This is a genomic window from Shewanella sp. 0m-8 (assembly GCF_052977265.1).
This window is the reverse complement of sequence record NZ_JBRIMB010000011.1, coordinates 16,255-34,647: the sequence shown is the minus strand read 5'-3', so window position 1 is coordinate 34,647 and position 18,393 is coordinate 16,255. Positions and strand designations below refer to the sequence as shown.

Annotated in this window: 17 protein-coding genes; 7 read left to right on the top strand and 10 right to left on the bottom strand. The window is 44.9% G+C overall.

Annotation, left to right across the window (positions count from 1 at the left end):
• Positions 1–88 precede the first annotated feature (88 nt).
• Positions 89–247, top strand: coding sequence for a hypothetical protein (locus ACVBIO_RS07575; RefSeq protein ID WP_447158929.1), 159 nt, complete (start codon positions 89–91; stop codon positions 245–247).
• A 33-nt stretch (positions 248–280) separates the two neighbouring features.
• On the opposite strand, the gene ACVBIO_RS07570 is transcribed toward ACVBIO_RS07575, so the two are convergent.
• Positions 281–886 carry a hypothetical protein gene (locus ACVBIO_RS07570; protein WP_447163508.1) on the bottom strand — a complete coding sequence of 202 codons (606 nt, stop codon included), beginning with the start codon at positions 884–886 and terminating at the stop codon, positions 281–283.
• 217 nt (positions 887–1,103) lie between these two features.
• On the opposite strand from ACVBIO_RS07570, the gene ACVBIO_RS07565 reads away from it, so the two are divergent.
• Positions 1,104–1,313, top strand: a complete 210-nt coding sequence (locus tag ACVBIO_RS07565) for a hypothetical protein (RefSeq protein ID WP_447172318.1) — start codon at positions 1,104–1,106, stop codon at positions 1,311–1,313.
• A 1,542-nt stretch (positions 1,314–2,855) separates the two neighbouring features.
• On the opposite strand, the gene ACVBIO_RS07560 is transcribed toward ACVBIO_RS07565, so the two are convergent.
• Positions 2,856–3,788, bottom strand: coding sequence for a LysR family transcriptional regulator (locus tag ACVBIO_RS07560; RefSeq protein WP_447172317.1), 933 nt, complete (start codon positions 3,786–3,788; stop codon positions 2,856–2,858).
• Between the two features lie 185 nt (positions 3,789–3,973).
• Between ACVBIO_RS07560 and trmL the strand changes: the two genes are divergently transcribed.
• Positions 3,974–4,435 (top strand): tRNA (uridine(34)/cytosine(34)/5-carboxymethylaminomethyluridine(34)-2'-O)-methyltransferase TrmL, encoded by a 462-nt coding sequence (gene trmL, locus ACVBIO_RS07555; RefSeq protein ID WP_447172316.1) that lies wholly within the window; start codon positions 3,974–3,976, stop codon positions 4,433–4,435.
• Between the two features lie 164 nt (positions 4,436–4,599).
• Here trmL and ACVBIO_RS07550 read toward each other — a convergent pair whose 3' ends face one another.
• On the bottom strand, positions 4,600–6,060 hold the full coding sequence (locus ACVBIO_RS07550; RefSeq protein WP_447172315.1) for a M16 family metallopeptidase: 1,461 nt from the start codon (positions 6,058–6,060) through the stop codon (positions 4,600–4,602).
• A complete protein-coding gene (locus ACVBIO_RS07545; RefSeq protein WP_447170072.1) occupies positions 6,057–7,388 on the bottom strand; it encodes a M16 family metallopeptidase in 1,332 nt (443 codons plus the stop codon). The genes ACVBIO_RS07550 and ACVBIO_RS07545 overlap by 4 nt, the downstream gene beginning before the upstream one ends.
• 278 nt (positions 7,389–7,666) lie before the next feature.
• Between ACVBIO_RS07545 and ACVBIO_RS07540 the strand changes: the two genes are divergently transcribed.
• On the top strand, positions 7,667–8,335 hold the full coding sequence (locus ACVBIO_RS07540) for a flagellar brake domain-containing protein (protein WP_447158935.1): 669 nt from the start codon (positions 7,667–7,669) through the stop codon (positions 8,333–8,335).
• An 82-nt stretch (positions 8,336–8,417) separates the two neighbouring features.
• Here ACVBIO_RS07540 and ACVBIO_RS07535 read toward each other — a convergent pair whose 3' ends face one another.
• The 3 genes from ACVBIO_RS07535 to ACVBIO_RS07525 form a co-directional block, all read right to left on the bottom strand.
• A complete protein-coding gene (locus ACVBIO_RS07535) occupies positions 8,418–9,389 on the bottom strand; it encodes a hypothetical protein (RefSeq protein ID WP_447158936.1) in 972 nt (323 codons plus the stop codon).
• 148 nt (positions 9,390–9,537) lie between these two features.
• Positions 9,538–10,173, bottom strand: coding sequence for a class I SAM-dependent methyltransferase (locus ACVBIO_RS07530; protein ID WP_447163512.1), 636 nt, complete (start codon positions 10,171–10,173; stop codon positions 9,538–9,540).
• Positions 10,174–10,210: 37 nt separating this feature from the next.
• On the bottom strand, positions 10,211–10,528 hold the full coding sequence (locus ACVBIO_RS07525; protein ID WP_447159133.1) for a hypothetical protein: 318 nt from the start codon (positions 10,526–10,528) through the stop codon (positions 10,211–10,213).
• A gap of 450 nt (positions 10,529–10,978) precedes the next feature.
• Here ACVBIO_RS07525 and ACVBIO_RS07520 point away from each other — a divergent pair, with 450 nt between their 5' ends.
• Positions 10,979–13,075, top strand: coding sequence for a putative bifunctional diguanylate cyclase/phosphodiesterase (locus tag ACVBIO_RS07520; protein ID WP_447172361.1), 2,097 nt, complete (start codon positions 10,979–10,981; stop codon positions 13,073–13,075).
• Between the two features lie 272 nt (positions 13,076–13,347).
• Here ACVBIO_RS07520 and ACVBIO_RS07515 read toward each other — a convergent pair whose 3' ends face one another.
• Both ACVBIO_RS07515 and ACVBIO_RS07510 read right to left on the bottom strand, forming a co-directional pair.
• Positions 13,348–13,941 carry a tRNA-uridine aminocarboxypropyltransferase gene (locus ACVBIO_RS07515; RefSeq protein WP_447158938.1) on the bottom strand — a complete coding sequence of 198 codons (594 nt, stop codon included), beginning with the start codon at positions 13,939–13,941 and terminating at the stop codon, positions 13,348–13,350.
• 199 nt (positions 13,942–14,140) lie between these two features.
• Complete coding sequence (locus ACVBIO_RS07510) at positions 14,141–15,343, bottom strand: multidrug effflux MFS transporter (protein ID WP_447158940.1); 1,203 nt, start codon at positions 15,341–15,343, stop codon at positions 14,141–14,143.
• Between the two features lie 100 nt (positions 15,344–15,443).
• Between ACVBIO_RS07510 and ACVBIO_RS07505 the strand changes: the two genes are divergently transcribed.
• Positions 15,444–16,418: a LysR substrate-binding domain-containing protein gene (locus tag ACVBIO_RS07505; RefSeq protein WP_447158941.1), complete on the top strand. Its 975-nt coding sequence runs from the start codon at positions 15,444–15,446 to the stop codon at positions 16,416–16,418.
• A gap of 188 nt (positions 16,419–16,606) precedes the next feature.
• Entirely contained in the window at positions 16,607–16,936 is a 330-nt protein-coding gene (locus tag ACVBIO_RS07500; RefSeq protein WP_447158942.1) for a hypothetical protein, read from the top strand.
• A 61-nt stretch (positions 16,937–16,997) separates the two neighbouring features.
• Here the strand turns inward: ACVBIO_RS07500 and ACVBIO_RS07495 are convergent, their stop codons facing one another.
• Positions 16,998–18,266 carry a hypothetical protein gene (locus ACVBIO_RS07495; RefSeq protein WP_447172314.1) on the bottom strand — a complete coding sequence of 423 codons (1,269 nt, stop codon included), beginning with the start codon at positions 18,264–18,266 and terminating at the stop codon, positions 16,998–17,000.
• Positions 18,267–18,393 lie beyond the last annotated feature (127 nt).

Genomic DNA, 18,393 nt, shown 5'->3' with positions numbered 1-18,393 from the left:
GCAGAGGTTAAGGGTTTCATTTGCGCGAAACATACTCAGACTTGAAAGCCAAAGCGGTGAACCTTTAGGTTGTTCGTTATTTGCATCCATGAAGCAACTTCCCACACCAGTGGTTCCAATGGCCTGCGGCCAGCGTATGTGCAGACACTTCTTAGGCACGCTACAAGTACTTCCATGTAAGCTCTACGATGGCATCCATGCCATCAAAGGCCTAAGCCGCATCTACACTGGGTTAGAAAAGCATTAAACCAACACTTCGGCGTCTTTAACTAAAAATTAATTACCTTCTAAGGCGTCTTAGTAAACCTTTATAGTCCGTTTGATTCCTTTCAATTTCCTTACTATTTTCAAACCTCAAAATATTGAAATCAGAAGTATCGCCACACCCGTGATATGAGTTAGCCAAACCACGTGCATCATCAAAAACCTTACGAGTTTTTTCAAATTCTTGTAGTACTTTTTTTTGTTCTTTAGATGATAAGAAACTCAAGGAAAAATCCATTAACCTAATAAAACTGTCCCTTTCAGCAAGGTAACACTTCTGTAAATCTGAGTAGTCTTTTTCGGAATTAGCATATACAACATTCTGAATATAACCTTCTAGCAAGCTATCAAATGATTCATATAGAGCCCTCAACTGAGTTTCTAAATTGACTATGGCTTTGAACTTCTCTGCGTGATCAAACTGACTTTTCCATGTATGGAGAGCATATAGTGCAATAAGCATCGTTGATGCAGCTATAACAACACCACCAACGGAGGATAGAGCTTGTATCCAAGCGAGGGTTTCTTCTGTTGGAGCATCATATGAAACTCCTATGACAATCCCAAGCATCACAAAAAGCACAGCCAACAGGCTACCGCTAATAAGGAATATTGTTTTCAAATAGGTTCAACCTTTACTGAATGTAAGTATGGACTAAATGATGAATATTTATTATCAAACAACAGCCTTTCAAAACCTAATTAAAGTTATTGATTAGTAACTCTTAATTGAGTACTCCTAACTCACAGGGAACACCGATTCCCCATCGAAGTTGCCGAAGTACGTAGATAAAAATGCCGTGGAACCATCATGGATGATGGTTCAGGCTCGGGGGGACATGGATGTCCCATCTGAGCCGTTAGGCGATTTTTATTGGAGTATGAGGATCAACAACTTCGTCGGGGCGGCTGGGGAGATGCAAGAGGGGGTAGCTGTTGACCCCTTCTTGCCCGTGTGTGAGCTGGAAGCTCACGACTTTGGTCAGGCGCAGCCTGATGCATTACCAATGTGGGGCGAAGCGCCACGACGTTTATCAAGCGCAGCTTGATTGCTTAAGGGTCAGGCGCAGCCTGATAAGTGGCAAGGCCACGACTTTAGTTGTTAGACGAAATCTAACTATAGAGTTCAGACGTAGTCTGATAAATAAAGTCGTTAGACGAAGTCTAACCATCAACCAAAATTCAAAGCAAAAAAAAGCATCCCGCTGGGATGCTTTTTTGTTTTACTGCCTAACATGAATGCTGATTTGTTAGGCTTATCAAAGTTACCCGTGGGTAACTCAATGGGTATCCGATAGTATTCGCAAGACTCGGATTGAAAAGTAGTTCGGTCGAAGCTTCTAATAACAATGCCTCAGCTCTGTCGAATCCGGCTCAGCCAGCGGAGCTAGCTAATGTCGAACTCCCAGTCGATTGAGTCCTCGTTATATCAATGAACTCTCCGACCTAAACCGCTGAGTTCAAATTAGCAATAAAACGTGACGCGTGTCAAACTTTTATTCATATAAGTTTAAATACTGTTCAACTGCGGTTTTTAAATAGTTAACTCTATTGATTGGTTCTAGAACAACCAACAGAAGAATAATTCACCATAAAGGATACAGATACCTGGTCATTGTGGCCTCAGAGTTTTTACACTGAAGCTAACTGTTCTAATGATGTGACCAATTACCTCATAGATCACTTTCAGCATCGTATGCAGCTAATTGCCTACAGCAAGTGTATATGCAGAGGGTAAGGGGTTCATTTGCGTGAAACTAACGCAGACTTTAAATCTAAAGCATGCGAACCTTTGGCCTCATAGCCATTTGAAGGTATGAAGCCAATTCCGACATCTGTGGTTCCAATGGCCTGCAGCCAGCGTATGTGCAGAAGTTAAGGGTTTCCTTTGCGGGAAACTTGCTCAAGCTTTAAATCTACAGCGTTAAACCTTTAGACTCTTCATCACTTGAATCTTCAAACCAACTTCTGGCATTTGCGGTTCCAATAGCTTGCAGCACGGGCATGTGCAGACACTGCTGAAACACGCTTTACGCCATCCCTGGCCGCTCTGCGGTTTCATCCCTGAAACCGAAGGCTTCAGCCGTATCTGCACGAGGTTAGAAAGGCATAATCATTTCACTACTGAGCCATTAATATGAAAAAAAAAAATTAAAACCCGCTCACTTTGTGTCAGAAAACATCCATCCCCCATCGAAGTTGCCGAAGTTATTGAAGAACTCTTGTAAACAGAAAGTCGTGTGAGCGAGGCTGGATGCCGAGATCGCCTTAGGTGAGCCATGGACGGCGAATATGAGGCGATAGCGATTTTCGAAAATAACTGAGGCCCGTATCAAATGCATGTAACTTCGTAGGGGCGTCATGGTGGATGCAAGGGCGAAGTCCATAACTATGGACTCTCTGAGCGAGAACCACGGACGGCGAACTGGCTTTTGAACAAGGATGTTCTTGATAAGGACGAGCAGTCCTCCTTGCCCGAGTGTGGGATGGCATCCCACGACTTTTATCAAACGAAGTTTGATTGATGTAGTTGTTAGACGAAGTCTAACTCAAAGCTCAGGCATCGCCTGATGCCAAAAATCAGAATTAACTTACTCGAATTCCACCTGAGTAAAAGCAACCAACTGTTGGTACAACCACCTAAGTGCAGGGTCATTCATACTCTGCTTATGCCACACCAAACTATACGCCACTTCACCATAATCAAGTGGCATCGCCTTAGTCACCAAACCTTTTGCTTGCAACGCTATTTCAGCCCAGCGCCTCGAGCTGGTAAACAGCAACTCACTGTGATGACACAGTAACGCTGCACTACCAAAATCTGAAACCGAAATCGGTACCGCACGATTGCGTGCTTGCTGCGCTAACTGCATCTCAAAAAATGGGGTATTTAAATCAGTATCGCTAATACCAATATGGCTATAACTGAGGTAATCATCGATAGTGATCTGCGTTTGAGTCGCCAGCGGATGCCCAGGATTCATCAGACACACCATCTCGTCATTAATTAAGGTTTCCCATACCAGTTCATGCTGGGAGATCGGCGGCTGACTTCTATCGTGAGGCAACACGATAAAGTCTAAACTGCCTTTAACTAAACCATCAAAACCCACGCTGTCTTTGGCAAAAATATCTAAACGAATATTCGGCGCCTGCGTCAGCACATGCGCGGTTAACTTGGCGGCTAATAATTCAAAGGTGCTTTCACGCATCGCCAGTGAAAATCGGCCTTTATACTCAGCAGGATTAAAGGCTTCTTGGGTCATCAGCTGATTCATATCATTGATGATTTGATGCACGCTAGGCCCCAGTCTTCTCGCTAATGGCGTGGCCACCAGCTTATTGCCGTGACGGTAAAACAGCTCGTCGTCGAGACTGAGCCTGAGCTGGCTTAAGGTCTTACTCACCGATGACGGGCTTAGACATAAACGCTCAGCACTGGCGGTCACGCTCAAGGTGTCGAGCATCACATGCAGGGTGATCAAGTGCTTCATGCTGATCCGAGAAAGTTTAGCGAGATCCATATGTCTGCCTAAATAAACCGTGTATTCGTAAAGCGGAATATAGACCTAAAACAGCGGTTGGCATATTGCTAAACCACATAATCACGACCTATCTCACGCAACATGTTGCCATCACCGCTGCGCGATTTTCCGCATCGAGGTTTTTGCCGTATAATCTCGGCTCACCAATTTTTAGGCAGGCCAGCATGTTTCATATCGCGCTTTACGAACCCGAAATCGCCCCAAATACCGGTAATATTATCCGCTTAATCGCCAATAACGGCTGCCAGCTGCACCTGATTGAGCCATTAGGCTTCGATCTGGAAGATAAAAAGCTACGTCGTACGGGTTTAGATTATGCTGATTTGGCTAACGTAACCCACCACAAGAACTTCGAGGCATTCCTTGAGGCGATGGATGGTAAGCGCATTATGGCGTGTACCACTAAGGGCAGTCGTCCACACTCTGAGCTGACCTTTAAGCAAGATGACGTGTTGTTATTTGGCCCTGAAAGCCGCGGTCTACCCGCTGATATTATCGATTCTATCCCAACCGAGCAGCGCCTGCGCATTCCTATGATGTCGACCAGCCGTAGCTTGAACCTGTCGAATGCCGTAGCCATTATCAGCTATGAAGCTTGGCGTCAGTTAGATTACGCAGGTATGTAACCAGACTCGTATTCGAGCATAAATGTTGCAGACAACTGTTCCTGACACAAGCCCAAAAGCTATCCGTCCATGGGCTTTTGCCATAACTGTTCCAGACAGCAAAAAGCCGCGATTACCGCGGCTTTTTGCTGTGTTCCGTTATGTATTTACGGCCTTAAGGAAGCTTAGCCACCAAAGCCCACTTGAGTCATGTCTACTTGCTTTACCTTGCCATACTCTTTGGCAATCGGCGCTATCTTGGCTGCATTGCCGATGATGACAAACTGTAGGTTTTTCTTCGGGAAATAAGTGTCGATTAAGCGCTTTGATTCTTCTAGCGTTAATCCATCCACCTTGGCCTGAAACTCATTGATAAAGGTATCATCAAAACCATACAGGTACATATCCGTCATTAGCCCGGCAAGTTGAGCACTGGTCTCATACTTAGGCGGAAACTGACCTTTAACATAAGCTTTGGCTGAGTCTAAGGTCGCTTGATCTAGCCCTTGCTCCCATAACCTTGCATAGGTTTTTAAGGCTAAGTCGATGGTTTCTTTGGTGGTCGCCGTTTTGGTAAAGGTGCTGATCCTAAATGTGCCTGACGCCGAGTAAGGGATAAAACCAGAACGTGCGCCATAAGTCAGGCCCGCATTAACCCTTAGCTCGTCATTAAGCCATGAGGTAAAGCGGCCACCCAAGATGGTATTGATCACGGTAAGCCCAACAAAGTCAGGATTATCACGACGAATACCCATACCACCAATTAAGAAGGTCGTTTCAATCGCATCAGGCTTATCCACCAGTAATACTGCGCTTGCATCAAACTTAGGTAGACCCTTGGTAAGATTGATTAAGGTGACAGGCTCAGCGTCTTGCCAATTGGCAAACAGCTTCTCTAGCTTGGCTTGCATCTGTGCAGGCTCAAAATCACCGACGACACTAATGGCCGTATTCGACGGTTGATAGTAACTCTTATGAAAAGCACGCAACTGCGGGATCGTTAGCTCGGCCAACGAATCACTGTTACCTGATGTAGCATTGCCGTAGGGATGCTCACCAAAAACAAGTTTATCGAAGTAGCGACTGATCACTGCACGCGGGCTCTCTTTCGATTGCGATAAGCCGGCAATTTCTCGCTGACGTAACTTATCAAACTCTGTGGTATCAAAGTCTGGCGCAAGCAACATATCTTTAATTAGCGGCAGCATCTTATCTGCATCTTTTGCCATAAAGTTAGCACTGATATAGCTGCCCTCTTTACCTGCGCCGCTGCTTAAACTGGCACCTAAAAAATCAACCTCCTGTTCTATCTCCAGCTTACTTTTACCGCCTGCACCTAACATTAAACCTGCGGCGGTCATTTCGGCCACACCAGAGGTGGTGTCGTTAACCGCACCCGCACGGACGATGGCATCGATAGTGATAAGCGGCACTTCACGCTGCGGCATCATATACACGGTTAAGCCATTAGACAGAGTAACGTGTTGATATGCAGGTACGCTAAAGCTCCCCGTGTCGACTGTCTTTGCCGGATCCGTGGCAACACAGCCAGTTAGCGCGAGCGCCCCCGCAACAGCCACCACTGTGAGTAGTTTTTTAGATTGCAGTAAGGCCGAGGCACTTAAGCTTAAATTACACTTTTTCATTGGTCAGCCTCCTCGGTTGCAGCCAGTACGGCAACAGTGCGGTTTGCACGTTTAAGATAAGTTTGCGCGACACGTTGAATATCTTCTGGTGTCACCTTGTTATAAGCCTCTGGCGCATTAAATAGCTTATCAAAACTACCAAAGAACAGCTCGTAGGTCCCTATGGTGTTGGCCTTGCCGTTAATCGTTTCCATGGCGCGATAAAAGCCCATTAGCTTGATGTTTTTTACTTTCTCAAGCTCTTCTGCCGTAACACCATCACGGGCTACACGATTGATCTCGCTGATCATCGCATCTTCTAACTCTGGAGCCGTCACCCCAGGGTTAGCCACCCCCATCACGTAAAACAGGTTCGGGTCGAATGACATCGGCATATAAGTATCAACTTCTATGGCAACTTGCTTATCGACTAAGCCTTGATACATGCGTGAACTGTTGCCTGTGGTCAAGATAGACGACAGTAGATCCAGTGCGTAATAGTCAGCATTTGAGGTCGCAGGAATATGGTAGCCTAGCATCACATTTGGGGTGCTCACCGAGGCTTTTTGCACAAACACACGGCGCTCACCTTTTTGCAGAGGCTCAACCGTTTTCACCGCTCTTGGTGGCGCTTGTGCAGCAATTGGCGCAAAGTATTTATCGGCTAACTTTTTAACCTCGCTAAGCTTCACGTCACCCGCAATCACCACCACTGCGTTATTCGGTGCGTAATAGGTTTTGTGGTATTGAGTCAGGTCTTCTAACGTCCAAGCGGCAATATCGGATTCGTGACCGATAACCGACCAGCTATAAGGGTGTGCTCTAAATGCTGCGCCTTTTAGCTCTTCTTGCAACACCCGCCAGTTAGAGTTTTCAAGCCCAGTTAAACGCTCTGAAGCGACAACTCCACGCTCACTTTCCACCATCTGCTCGTTGATATCGAGATTTTCGATACGGTCGGCTTCTAGATCAAAAATAGTCTCTAGCGCATTAGCGGGGAACCAGTCGGTGTAAACGGTTAAGTTTTCAGTGGTGTAGGCGTTATTTGCGCCACCCGCGGCTTCCATGGTGCGGTCAAACATCTTAGGGCCATATTTTTTAGAGCCATTAAACATCATGTGTTCGAAGAAGTGTGAGATCCCTGTGATCCCCGGCACTTCATTACGTGAGCCGACTTTCCAAAATAGGTACATGTTGGCATTGGGTATCGAGCTATCTTCCAATACCATAATCTTCATGCCGTTACCCAACGTAAAACTCTGAATATCTTTGGCCTCCGTGGCTTGAGCCATCGGCATTGCCATTAGCAATCCTAGGCTCAAAAACAATGCCTTTGTATAGCGCTTCATTATCCGCTCCTTGTTTGAGCACCTTTGCCATACTTAACCTTTTCCAGTCTGCGTATGACGAAAATTTGTGTTTTTCCGACTATTATTCTTTTTCATCGCGATGTTTCGCTATGAAAGCAGCGTCCATCAAAAAGCAAATTGTGATGAAAATCAAATTAACTGCGGCAAATATTTGTAACTCAAGGTAAACCAGACGCAACGCCGGTGTGTTCTCGTTGTTGAAAACGACTCTTTTATGTTAGCTTCAAGCTCTGCTTAATCGACGGGTAGGCTGCTTTATGCCATCAGAAAAGGACTTCAATACATTAGACACGATCAACTGCGGCACTGGGGTGCACCTGCAGTTACTCACACCAACACAAACAATTCGCTTGCGTAGCCGCTTAATCGGCATAGATCCCGGTCGTTCGGTTATCTTAGCCTTAGGCAATGACAAAGCTTGGCAAGCTGCAAGTGCCTATATCAGAGAGCGACAGAGTGTGATCCTTCGGGTCGTCAGTAGCGACGAGCAAGATGCCAAGATCTTGGCCTTTAGAAGTACTATTCAACAAGTTGTTAGCTCTGTAGGTCGCTGGCTAATAGTCACCTATCCCAAAGAGTTGCAAACGGTTGCCTTGAGGCAGCATTCTCGCGTGCCTATCAATGTCAAAGCCAGTCTTATTGCACTCGATTGTGCTGATGTTATTTCAAGCGGTTATTTAAAAGATATCTCAATTAAAGGCGGGGCATTTGTAGGTAAAGCCAGAAGCGATTTTATTGTGGATAGCCAATTTAGGCTCGAAGTTGAGCTTGATGATGAGCTAAAAACCATTCCTGTAACCCTGAAGAATCAGCAAGAGTTAGAGCCACAAACAGGCTTAGCACAATATGGTTTTGCCCTAGATTCAGAGGCTGAAGCGACACTAGAGTTAGTGCAAAAGGTAATACTGCATCACTTAAACAGCTAAATAGATATGGCTGGCACCGAATAACCGCACTGATAGCTTCAGCTAAGGTTAATGAGATCACCAGCCACGTTATTTATTCAAATCACTGAGCAACAAAAATCTGCTCGATGCTATGCAGTAGTTTTGGCGATTTAAGCTCGGTTTCGCCCGTCATTAAGAATGAAAAGTTCTCTGCAATGATCTCTTCTGGATGGATAATATAGTTGGTATTACGGCCAATTTGCTTAAAGAAGCCCTTTAGCTCAGACACTTTTACAATTTGTGCATTGGCCGGATCATAAGCTGCGGTATTTGGCTGCTCATCACTGCCGACAATCACAAAGTTAAACTCTAAATAATCAAAAAACTCACCGCCTTTCTCTAGGCTATATTGCTTATCAGCCGAGTACAGAATAGGCACAGCCCAAACCAGCTTATCGTCATAGCGAACTCTAATGGCAAAGTCGTTGATGGGTGCATCGGGATTGGTGATTTTTTGCTTGGCAAGCGCCGTAGGAAAACTAATCTCGCCGACAGGGTAAAAGCCAATCGCTTGATAAAGCTGCTGTTTCATTTGGGGATTAAAACGAGAAAATATATGCAGTAACTCATGGGCAACCAACCCAGGCAGGCCTTGTTCATTTGTCAGCTGCTTTTGCTGCAAAATAATGGCTTGGCCTCGGGTATAAGCCGCGCCGCCCTCTTCTAAGCCGGTGGTTTTAATAAACTCTATGGGTGTTGGCAGTGACACTTTTAATGCCGCTAGTTGAGGCTGGATCTGGGCAAATGCTTGCTTCACAGCAGTACGCTCTTGCTCACTCCAATCTAAGGTCTGTCCTGCAACAAAAGCCAGATACTCAGCTTTACTCGGACTGTCTGCACGCTTCATGCGTGAGGCCATATCAAATTGACTAATACCACGAACAAAGTCATCTTCTTGGGTTAATACGTTAGCGGCATCGGCTTTGTTTAAAAACGTAATCGAGTCACTCGACGCAGCCTGTGCAGCGCTCGATAGCGAAGCACTAAAGCAGATACACGCCCAATAGATAAGTGCCGAAATTGTTACTTTCATACTGCTCATTCCTTTGTTCATATTAACAATAAGGCCCTATAGAAGAGCCTTTGCAGATGGGGTGTTTATTTTTACACAGCGACTATTTTTACACAGCGACTATAGCAAGTTGTTGCCAGCTTGAGGACAGGGCTTTACGCACCTGCCGTTAATCTTTAGTAAAAAGCACTACATCATTACCCATGACTTCGAGTGTCCAGCCGTACTGCTTGGCTATCCATTCAAAGGTCGCGGTTGAGTAAAATCTTATATGAGTCGGGTCGCCTTTATAATGCCAGTTGCGAAAAGCGTCGAGATCGCCTGCCCGCTTAGTCATAATCACCAATAGGCCGCCAGATTTTAGCAGGCTATCGAGTGTCGCTAATAAGGACTTTGCATCCGCGACATGCTCAATCACCTCTGTGATTGTGACAAAATCATATTGCTGCTGCAGCTTTTGAGGGTCGTTGCAATAATAGAGATCGTAATTATCAACCTTGATGCCTTTTTCTGCCGCCATCACGCTAATTGTGGGACCGGGGCCGCAGCCAAAATCTAGCCCCTGCGCATCTTGAGTGACTCGCGCTAAAATAGGATCCAGTGCCCTTGATAAAAATTTACGGTAACCAAGATCATCAGGATTATTCTGATGTTGATCATAAACGGCTTTTTCATCAACACTATTAAGCAAGAAGCGATCTGGAACGCTGACCAGTAAGCAATGATTGCAGCGCTGATATTCTCTCAGCTTATCTTGATGGAAAGCCTGCAGATCAGGCTGCTGGCACAAGGGACAAATACTCACTGGATATTCCTAACTCTATTTATTTTGGTAATAAGGCTTATTCAAAAGGCTTGGGGATTTTGCGATCTTTACTGGCCGCTTCTCGCGCTTCACGCAAGTATTTTTCTTCACGCGATTCACGCTGCTTAAATTGTGTTTGTGCTTTTTCTCTTTGCTCGCTTTCCCAATCACCAGACTCTTGCCTTTCAAGCACTTTGCTTTCGCGCTCTTGCCTTTGCTTGGCGGCATCACGCGCTTTTTGCAGTTGCTCATGCTCAACGCGTTGCTTGGTTTTTTCTGCTTGTAGCGATAAAGAATGGGCCCGCTCAGCGGTCGCTTCTGGGTCCGCCGCGGCTAAATCTAAACTCATTCCCATAAAACTAAGAAAAACGAAGAGCTGACTCGTTAATGCTATTTTCTGAATGGCCACTTTTATTCCTTTTATAAGAAGCACTTCTCTAAATGCATATTCTACCCATTTCCTCGGTGCTCGCATCGTCTTTTATTTTGTCTTGGCCACTATTTATCTCAAGCAATTGAATTAAAGTGCTTAAATTAAAACCGTTGTATTACAGCAAACCGTCACTGCGATGGTTCGCAACGATTTTAATCGGTACTGACAGCTTAACTTATCGATTTCAAAACTATTTTTGTTATAAATGTTCTCTAGATTCAATTTTGTTACATCTTAATTGTACAAAGCGTCAAATAAAGGTATTTTTGACGCCAATCGAATAAAGCTATACTAAATTGCTGGCTTTATCATCAATTCCTGTGTTGTTTTAGCACTGAATAGAGTCATACCAAAAGGGAAGAGTGTATGAGTGTGTCAATGTGGTCTAAGCTATATTCGCGTGTATCTTTTACCGTCCCCGGATTATCAGATCAGCTCAAGCTTTGGCAAAACGAGTCTGAGCCCACTGCATTGGCTATTATTCAAGGTTCTCGCTTTTTGGCAGCTAATGCTGCAACGCTCAACTATTTTGAGAGCCAAGAGCATAACTTTCTTCATGCAACACCGTTTGATTTTTCCCCTAGGATCCAATCATCAGGCAGAAGCAGCGTCGAATATGGCCAGCAAATGCTCAAAAGAGCCGCTAAAGGCGAAGTTGTATCGATGAGCTGGCTACACATGAGCCAGCAAGGCAAAGACTTACCCACAGTTGTGACTATCTATCCTGCTGAACTTGATGAAAAACAAGTGATGATTATTTCGTTTAAGCCTATGAATAGGCGTAAGCGCACTAGAGAGACCATCAGCAACGGCTTTGAAACCTTGCCCAAAGAATTGATGTCAATCACCTTAGAAGACAGCGCTGAAGCGGTTTATATCACCGACGAGAGCAAACGTATCTTGGCGGTAAATAAAGCGATGTGCCGTATTTGTGGTTTCAGTGCTGAACATTTACTCACAAAAACCCCCGCCGACCTGCATCTTGAAGTGCAGCTCGATACGCACACATCCAGCACACAATTAAACGATCGTGGTAGCTGGCAAGGTGAAGTTTGGAAATGCCGCTCTGATGGCTCTACTTTTCCTGCATGGCAGAGCTGTCGACGGATTTATGCCGATGGACAGGTCTTCTATGTCAATCTATTTAGTGATATCAGTGACAAAAAAGCCCTCGAAGCTAAACTCACTCAACAAGCCATGTATGACAAACTGACCGGGCTACCCAACCGTTTTCATCTGATTAAGCTCCTCAATAAAGCCATTAGTCATATCAAGCATAAGCCTGACATGATTGGCGCCTTAATGTTCTTAGATCTCAATGGTTTTAAAAATGTTAACGACAGTTTTGGCCATTCAACGGGTGATAAAGTCTTACAGCTTGTAGCAGCAAGATTAGAAGCATGCTGTATTGAGAATGCTGAAATTGCGCGTCTTGGTGGCGATGAATTTACTTTAATACTGCCTGAGTGCGCTAGCAGACAAGAGATTGAAGCATTTTCAGAGTTAGTACTCTCACTGTTTGAAGCACCGTTCGAGGTCGATAGTCAAAAGTTTTATCTGGGAACCAGTATCGGGATCTCGCTTTTTCCGCAACAAAGCGATGAAGCGAATCAGCTACTGAGCATGGCTGATACCGCAATGTACTCAGCTAAAAATAGCCCTAATCATATTCGCTTTTATAACGCTACGATTCGAGAGGCTGCTGAGAAAAAGCTCCACATTTTAAATGATCTGCGCCATGCACAAGGTTTAAGGCAATTTAGTTTAGTCTATCAAGGTATTGTCGAGCTTGAGTCTAGCGAGTTAGTGAGTGTCGAAACCCTGCTTCGCTGGCAACGAAGTAATGGTGAAATCCTTGAAGCTCACGACTTTGTTCCTCTATTAGAAGAGACGGGCTCAATGGTCAACGTGGGGCAATGGGTATTGGAGCAAGCCTGCTTACAGATGGTAAAATGGCGTAAAGAGTTCAACCCAATATTAAAAATTAGCGTCAACATTTCAGCCTCACAGCTTGAGCATCCCGATTTCATCTCCATGCTTGAAAGAGTATTAGCACGAACACAGTTACCTGCTAATGCCTTAATTATAGAGATCACCGAAAGCGCGCTTATCCGCCGACCGACGCTCATTACAAAAGTGCTGACCCAATTAAAAGCGATGAGCATCAGCATTGCCATTGATGACTTCGGTGCAGGCTTATCTTCATTGAGCCATTTAAGCACCTTGCCAATTGACACCCTAAAAATTGACTCTGAGTTTGTCCAAAATCTACACTGCGAGCAGGGAGTTAACCTCTGTAAAGCCGTCATCCAGTTAGCTCAGACCTTGAAGATCAGCTTTATTGTTGAAGGGATAGAAACCAGACAGCAAAGAGATTTGCTTTTAACCATAGGGAATGGGATGGGCCAAGGCTACTATTTTGGCAAACCGACAACCTGCGAACGCTTTTCTTTAGAAACATTGAAGTAAATTACGCGAGAAGATTCGCTCCCCCAAGCATGTGGAGGGTAGCTACGCCAGCACTCTGAATGTAATTACTCAGTGTCGCTCCCTGCAAAAGCTGTTGCCAGCGTAGCCACTATCATCACCATAAGATGATAGGCATATTAAACCCTATTACCGCTAAAATTAGCGTGATATCGACAGGTTTTTTTCAAGGAATAAACGATGTGAATCACAAAAGCTCACATCGATGAACGGACTCATCGACACACCCCATACCTGCAAATCAATAAAGATTCTTAGCGATATCTGGCTCTTACTTCTGCTGGCATAGACGCTAGCCTCTGCTCAACCATCGCGCTTAAGGCATGAGTTAACGGCGTAACATCTTGCTGCTGATCGATCGCCTTGAGCATCATGGCCGCCGCTTCTAATGTTGACAAACTATCACTGCGACTGGCTTTGCGTATTGTGTAATTTGACGCGGAATCTAGATCCAAATGCAGCGCAGGATAAGCCTGCAGCCAAGGGTTTAACTGCAGTAACTTATACGCCTTACGCCAGGTACCATCTAAAAAAAGCAGTATTACCTCTTTCTCAACCTGAGTCTCGTTTGCCGATACACTATTGTCTGACGGATACACTAAATAAATAGGCTTATTCGACTGCGCTAATTGCTCACGCACCCCTGCAAAATCATCGGGGTTTTCACCCACTACAACTTGCGTGTTTGTAATGACAAGCTCTAGCAAGCGCACACTATTTTTGGCATGGCCGACTTCACTCGGGTCTTGCAAAATAATCAGTTCAGGTTTGACCTGCATGGTTTGAATACTGGCACACAAACACGCATTTAATGGATAGTGGCAGTTAGGACAAGTTGGACGAGACACAAAACCTCTAAGTATTTGTTTGGAGTAGCCTGCAAATTGTAGCTGAGTGAGGTGACAAATAATATGACTATGGAATACACCAAATATCATCAAATAAAAAAAGCCTGCATAGATGGTTAGTCTGTGCAGGCTAAAGTGTTTCAGGGTGAAACAAAGTTAACTGTTACTATTAGTTATCAGCCGCTCTCGGCAGACAAGCCTAATAAGCGTGTTGCTCTTGATGCCAGTGATCTAACTTTGGCATCGCCATCATAGCGAGTAGCACGATGGCACCAGAGCCCATCAGCATTGCTACTGCATAAGGGGCTGGCAGACTCGTTTGCTGCACTAACGCCGTAAGTAGTGAAGCGCCACTCATCTGAATAAAGCCAAGCATTGCCGTTGCAGTGCCCGCTCTTTCACCAAAGGCTGATAGCGCCATGCTGGTTGCAGGGCCAAGTAACAGTGCAAAGCCAATACATAGCAGCATCATAGGTAGCATATAGCTATACGCCGCCATCATGCCTGTTTGCGGCCCAACGAGCTGCACTATGACCTGAGTTACCGCAGATACTAGCATTAGCGCTAATGCGATAATCACTGTAGAGCGGTTACCTAATTTTTTCATCACTAACGGCGCTGCAAAACAAGCCACGATATTCACTGCTGCATTTAAACCAAACAGGCCACTGAAGGCTAATTCAGACACTCCAAGGTGACCAATCAACCAGACTGGCGCATAAGACACATAACTAAGAATCGCAGCCATACCTGCCATACAAGCGATAGCATAAAACACAAAATGTGGCTCGGTTATCACCGGCTTATAGCGTGCCCAGCGATATAGCGGCCCATCACTCACGGTATTTTGTGGGCGAGTCTCAGGTAAGCGATAGGTCACTAACGCAAGAATAACCAGGCCATATAGCGCCATAAAAATGAAGTTAGAGCGCCAGCCAAATTGCAGCGCTAACATGCCGCCAAGTGTCGGTGCTAATGCAGGAATAATACAGATCATGCCATTCAAATAGCTGTAGTATCGCGCGCCTTCTTTTGGTGAAAAGCAGTCCCTTACGGCACTAAATACCACTATTGAAGTTGAACACGCGGCTAAGCCCTGCATCACTCTGGCTATTTGAAGCCAATGAAACTCCACAGCGATAGCGGCTAATACACTGCTAATCATGTAAAAAATGATACCGCCAATCGCAATGGGGCGACGACCATAACGGTCTGCTAACGGCCCGATTAATAGCTGGCCTGTGCCCATAGCAAATAAGAAAAGCACTAGCGTCGATTGGATCTCGCTCGCTGACACAGAAAACTCTGCCGCCATTGCAGGCATAGATGGGAGGTAAATATCGATAGCCAACGGGCTTAAAATCACCATTGGCAATAAAATAGGTAACAAACTACGACGCATGATCTTTCTCAGAATTAGGAAAACAGCGCTATAGTAATCAAACTAAGGTATGAACAGAAATGATATTATTTCCATTATGAATTTCCATTGAGGAATATCTTTGAAACTTGAAAACCTCGCACGTATCGATCTAAACCTATTGGTTATCTTACAAGTGCTATTAGAAGAACAAAGTGTCACCCGTGCGGCCAACCGTTTGCATGTCAGCCAGTCAGCGTTAAGCAAGAGTTTACACAGGTTAAGAGAAACCTTAGGTGACCCGCTTTTTCTGCGCACAGCTCATGGACTTAAGCCAACGGCTCATGCCGTGCAGTTAGGAAAAATGCTGCCGCAATGCTTACAAGGGCTGCACCAATTAACCTTGCCGCCCAGTTTTACGCCACATAACAGCACGCGCCAGTTTTCATTTGCCATGGTTGAGAGCGCCTATGAAACATTGATCCCCTACTTTATTGGTACGCTGCTCAATCGAGCGCCCAACCTTAAACTCAATAGCTTTGTATGGACAGAAAACTCGATTCAAGCTATTCAGCAAGGACAGATAGACTTTGGTATTTCAGGGCGGGAACTGCATCCACAGGCTGCCTTTCAAGTCGATAGATTACCCGAGGGCATAGCGCACCAGACCTTATTTACCGACCATCAAGTCTGCTTAGTCCGCCAAGACCACCCCATTCTCTCAACAATAGCGGCTGGTCACTGGGATCTTGATATTTATCTTGAGATGTCACATGTTCAAGTACGTTGTGAAGGCAATGACTGGTGGGCACTCGATTACCATCTAGCTGATTTAGGCCATCATCGTCGCCTAAGCACCACCGTGCCTGATTTTTATGGGGCCGCGAGCGTATGTGCCCATAGCGATCTGATTTTTACCTTACCCGCGAGCTTCGCTAAACATGCTAAGAAGCTTTATTCACTCGTTGAGTTACCTCTACCCTTTGAGTTTATTCCTCTCGCCTATGTATTACTTTGGCATGAACGTAATGCTGACGAACCGGGACACAAGTGGGTAAAAGAGATTATTTGCGAAAGCGTAGCGAATGCACTTTCTAGCCATAATATCCCTAAATAGCCTGCGCAGAGTTGGGGGGATGAATGCCACATATTAAGATGAAGCTTTATTAACGTGATCTTAGTTTAAATATTCGGCAATATAATATTTAACAGTTAGCCTTAGAGATCACGAACAAAAGACTAAAGCCATTCAGTCTTCATTCATCTTCTTCGTGTAAGCTAACATTAAGACATTTGGGAGAACATATGATTTATAGCCAATTTCAACACAATCCGATGCTGAATCGATTTTCTGGTACTCGTGGTTGGTTAGCATTCGTTATCGGCTTAGCGTTTATGACGTTAGCGTTGGTTGCATTGCCATTTTTATTACTATTTGGCGCCATTACTTTTGTCGTACTCAGTCTATTTGGCCGAGTATTCCTAAAGCGTCAGCTAGCTCGCTTTCAAAAGCAGCAAGCGAATCAAGAGTTTCACAGCCAAAGTGAAGAGTTCCAGGAGACTATTTTCAAAGAGACCTCCTCAACTCCACGTCAGGGTCGTACTTTTGAACACAACCCAAATGAACCAGTTTAACTCAGCTCTAACTCAAGCTTAGCGCAGGTTTAACTGGGCTCGAGTTAACTGGCCTCGCAGGCTAAACGAGCATATCTGATGCATTAAGAGGTCTTGATAACAGGGCCTCAAAGCGTGTCCATTTATCTGCTTTAGTCTCAGCTCTAGCCTCTACCCAAGCAGCAACAGCATCTTCGCCCACGCTGTAGTTAATCACATACGAACGATTACGATCAAAGAACTGCACTCGTTGTTTAGCACGAGAACGCGGATATAGCGCGCCATCGATTAGCATCTTTTCAGCCGTTTCAGCATCAACCTGTTTGTCGGTTAAACACTGACTGACATAGTTTTCGTAGTAGCCAAGTTTCTTTATCAGCTTTAATACCTTATGGAATAAAGCCAGATCCCCCTCTAGCCCTGCCAGCGGCATTAGCACATCACGCTCAAAGGCCAATACTTCGTCGTCAGACATGATCAAACTCAACGCATAGTTTGCACTGCCCTCAGAAAGGTAAGAGATTGGGCTATATAACGGATAAATGGAATATTCTAGCCATTGTTTAGCCTTCACTAACTTCTGCTCTTGCAAGACATTAAATACATGATGCCCAGGATAGCCTTCATGGGACGCCAACTCTAAGTAGCGCTCAATACCTAATGGTTGGTCTTGATTTAACTGGATTAAACTGTGGGAGTCCCCCTTATACCAGTTATACGCCGTCCACACTTTGTCGTTCACATATTCAATTTCAAAGCTTTCGTTGTCAGGCAAGTTCATGTGCTTGCTGGTGAGTTGCCTAGCAATATCAACCGAGGCCGTAAACACCTGTGCCGCTTTGTCTTTTGGAACAATAAACTGAGACTTAAATTGATTATAACGCTCGGTCAGGCAGCCATCTCCCGGTAGTAGAGCTTCTATGTCAGCCAGCACTTGTTGATGCTCTAGCAGTGAATAGGGACTTAAATGGCAATCATATAAAGCAACCGCTTCTTCATTAAAGCTCAGTTGCTTGCCTTGTAAGAAATTAAGATACGCACCGACAGAATGCCACTGCGTCTTTAAGAATTGATAACGCTCAACAAGCTCATCAGCGCTTACCTGTAGTGCCAGTGTTGCTAATAACTCAGAACCGAATTGATGCTGACTTTGAAGCTCTGCTAACGGTTGCCAATAGGTCTCTTTCTGCCACTCTTCTGGCCCGTAGTATGCGTCAACATAATAGCTATCATGTTGACCTACAGCTAACACCAGCTTGATATAGCGCTCTGCAAACTGATTCAGCGTAGCTTGTTGTGCATCAAATAATAAGGTTGCAGCACTGTCTTGTTCAGTATCAAAGTTTGGCAAAAGAACTCCTAGTGGGTAAGCGGATAATCAAGATCACAACCTAAGTATACATTATACAATTGTAGCAGTCGATTAAGCAGTTTGACTAACTAGTCAACGAGGATAGCAGACAATAGATAGGGCAAGC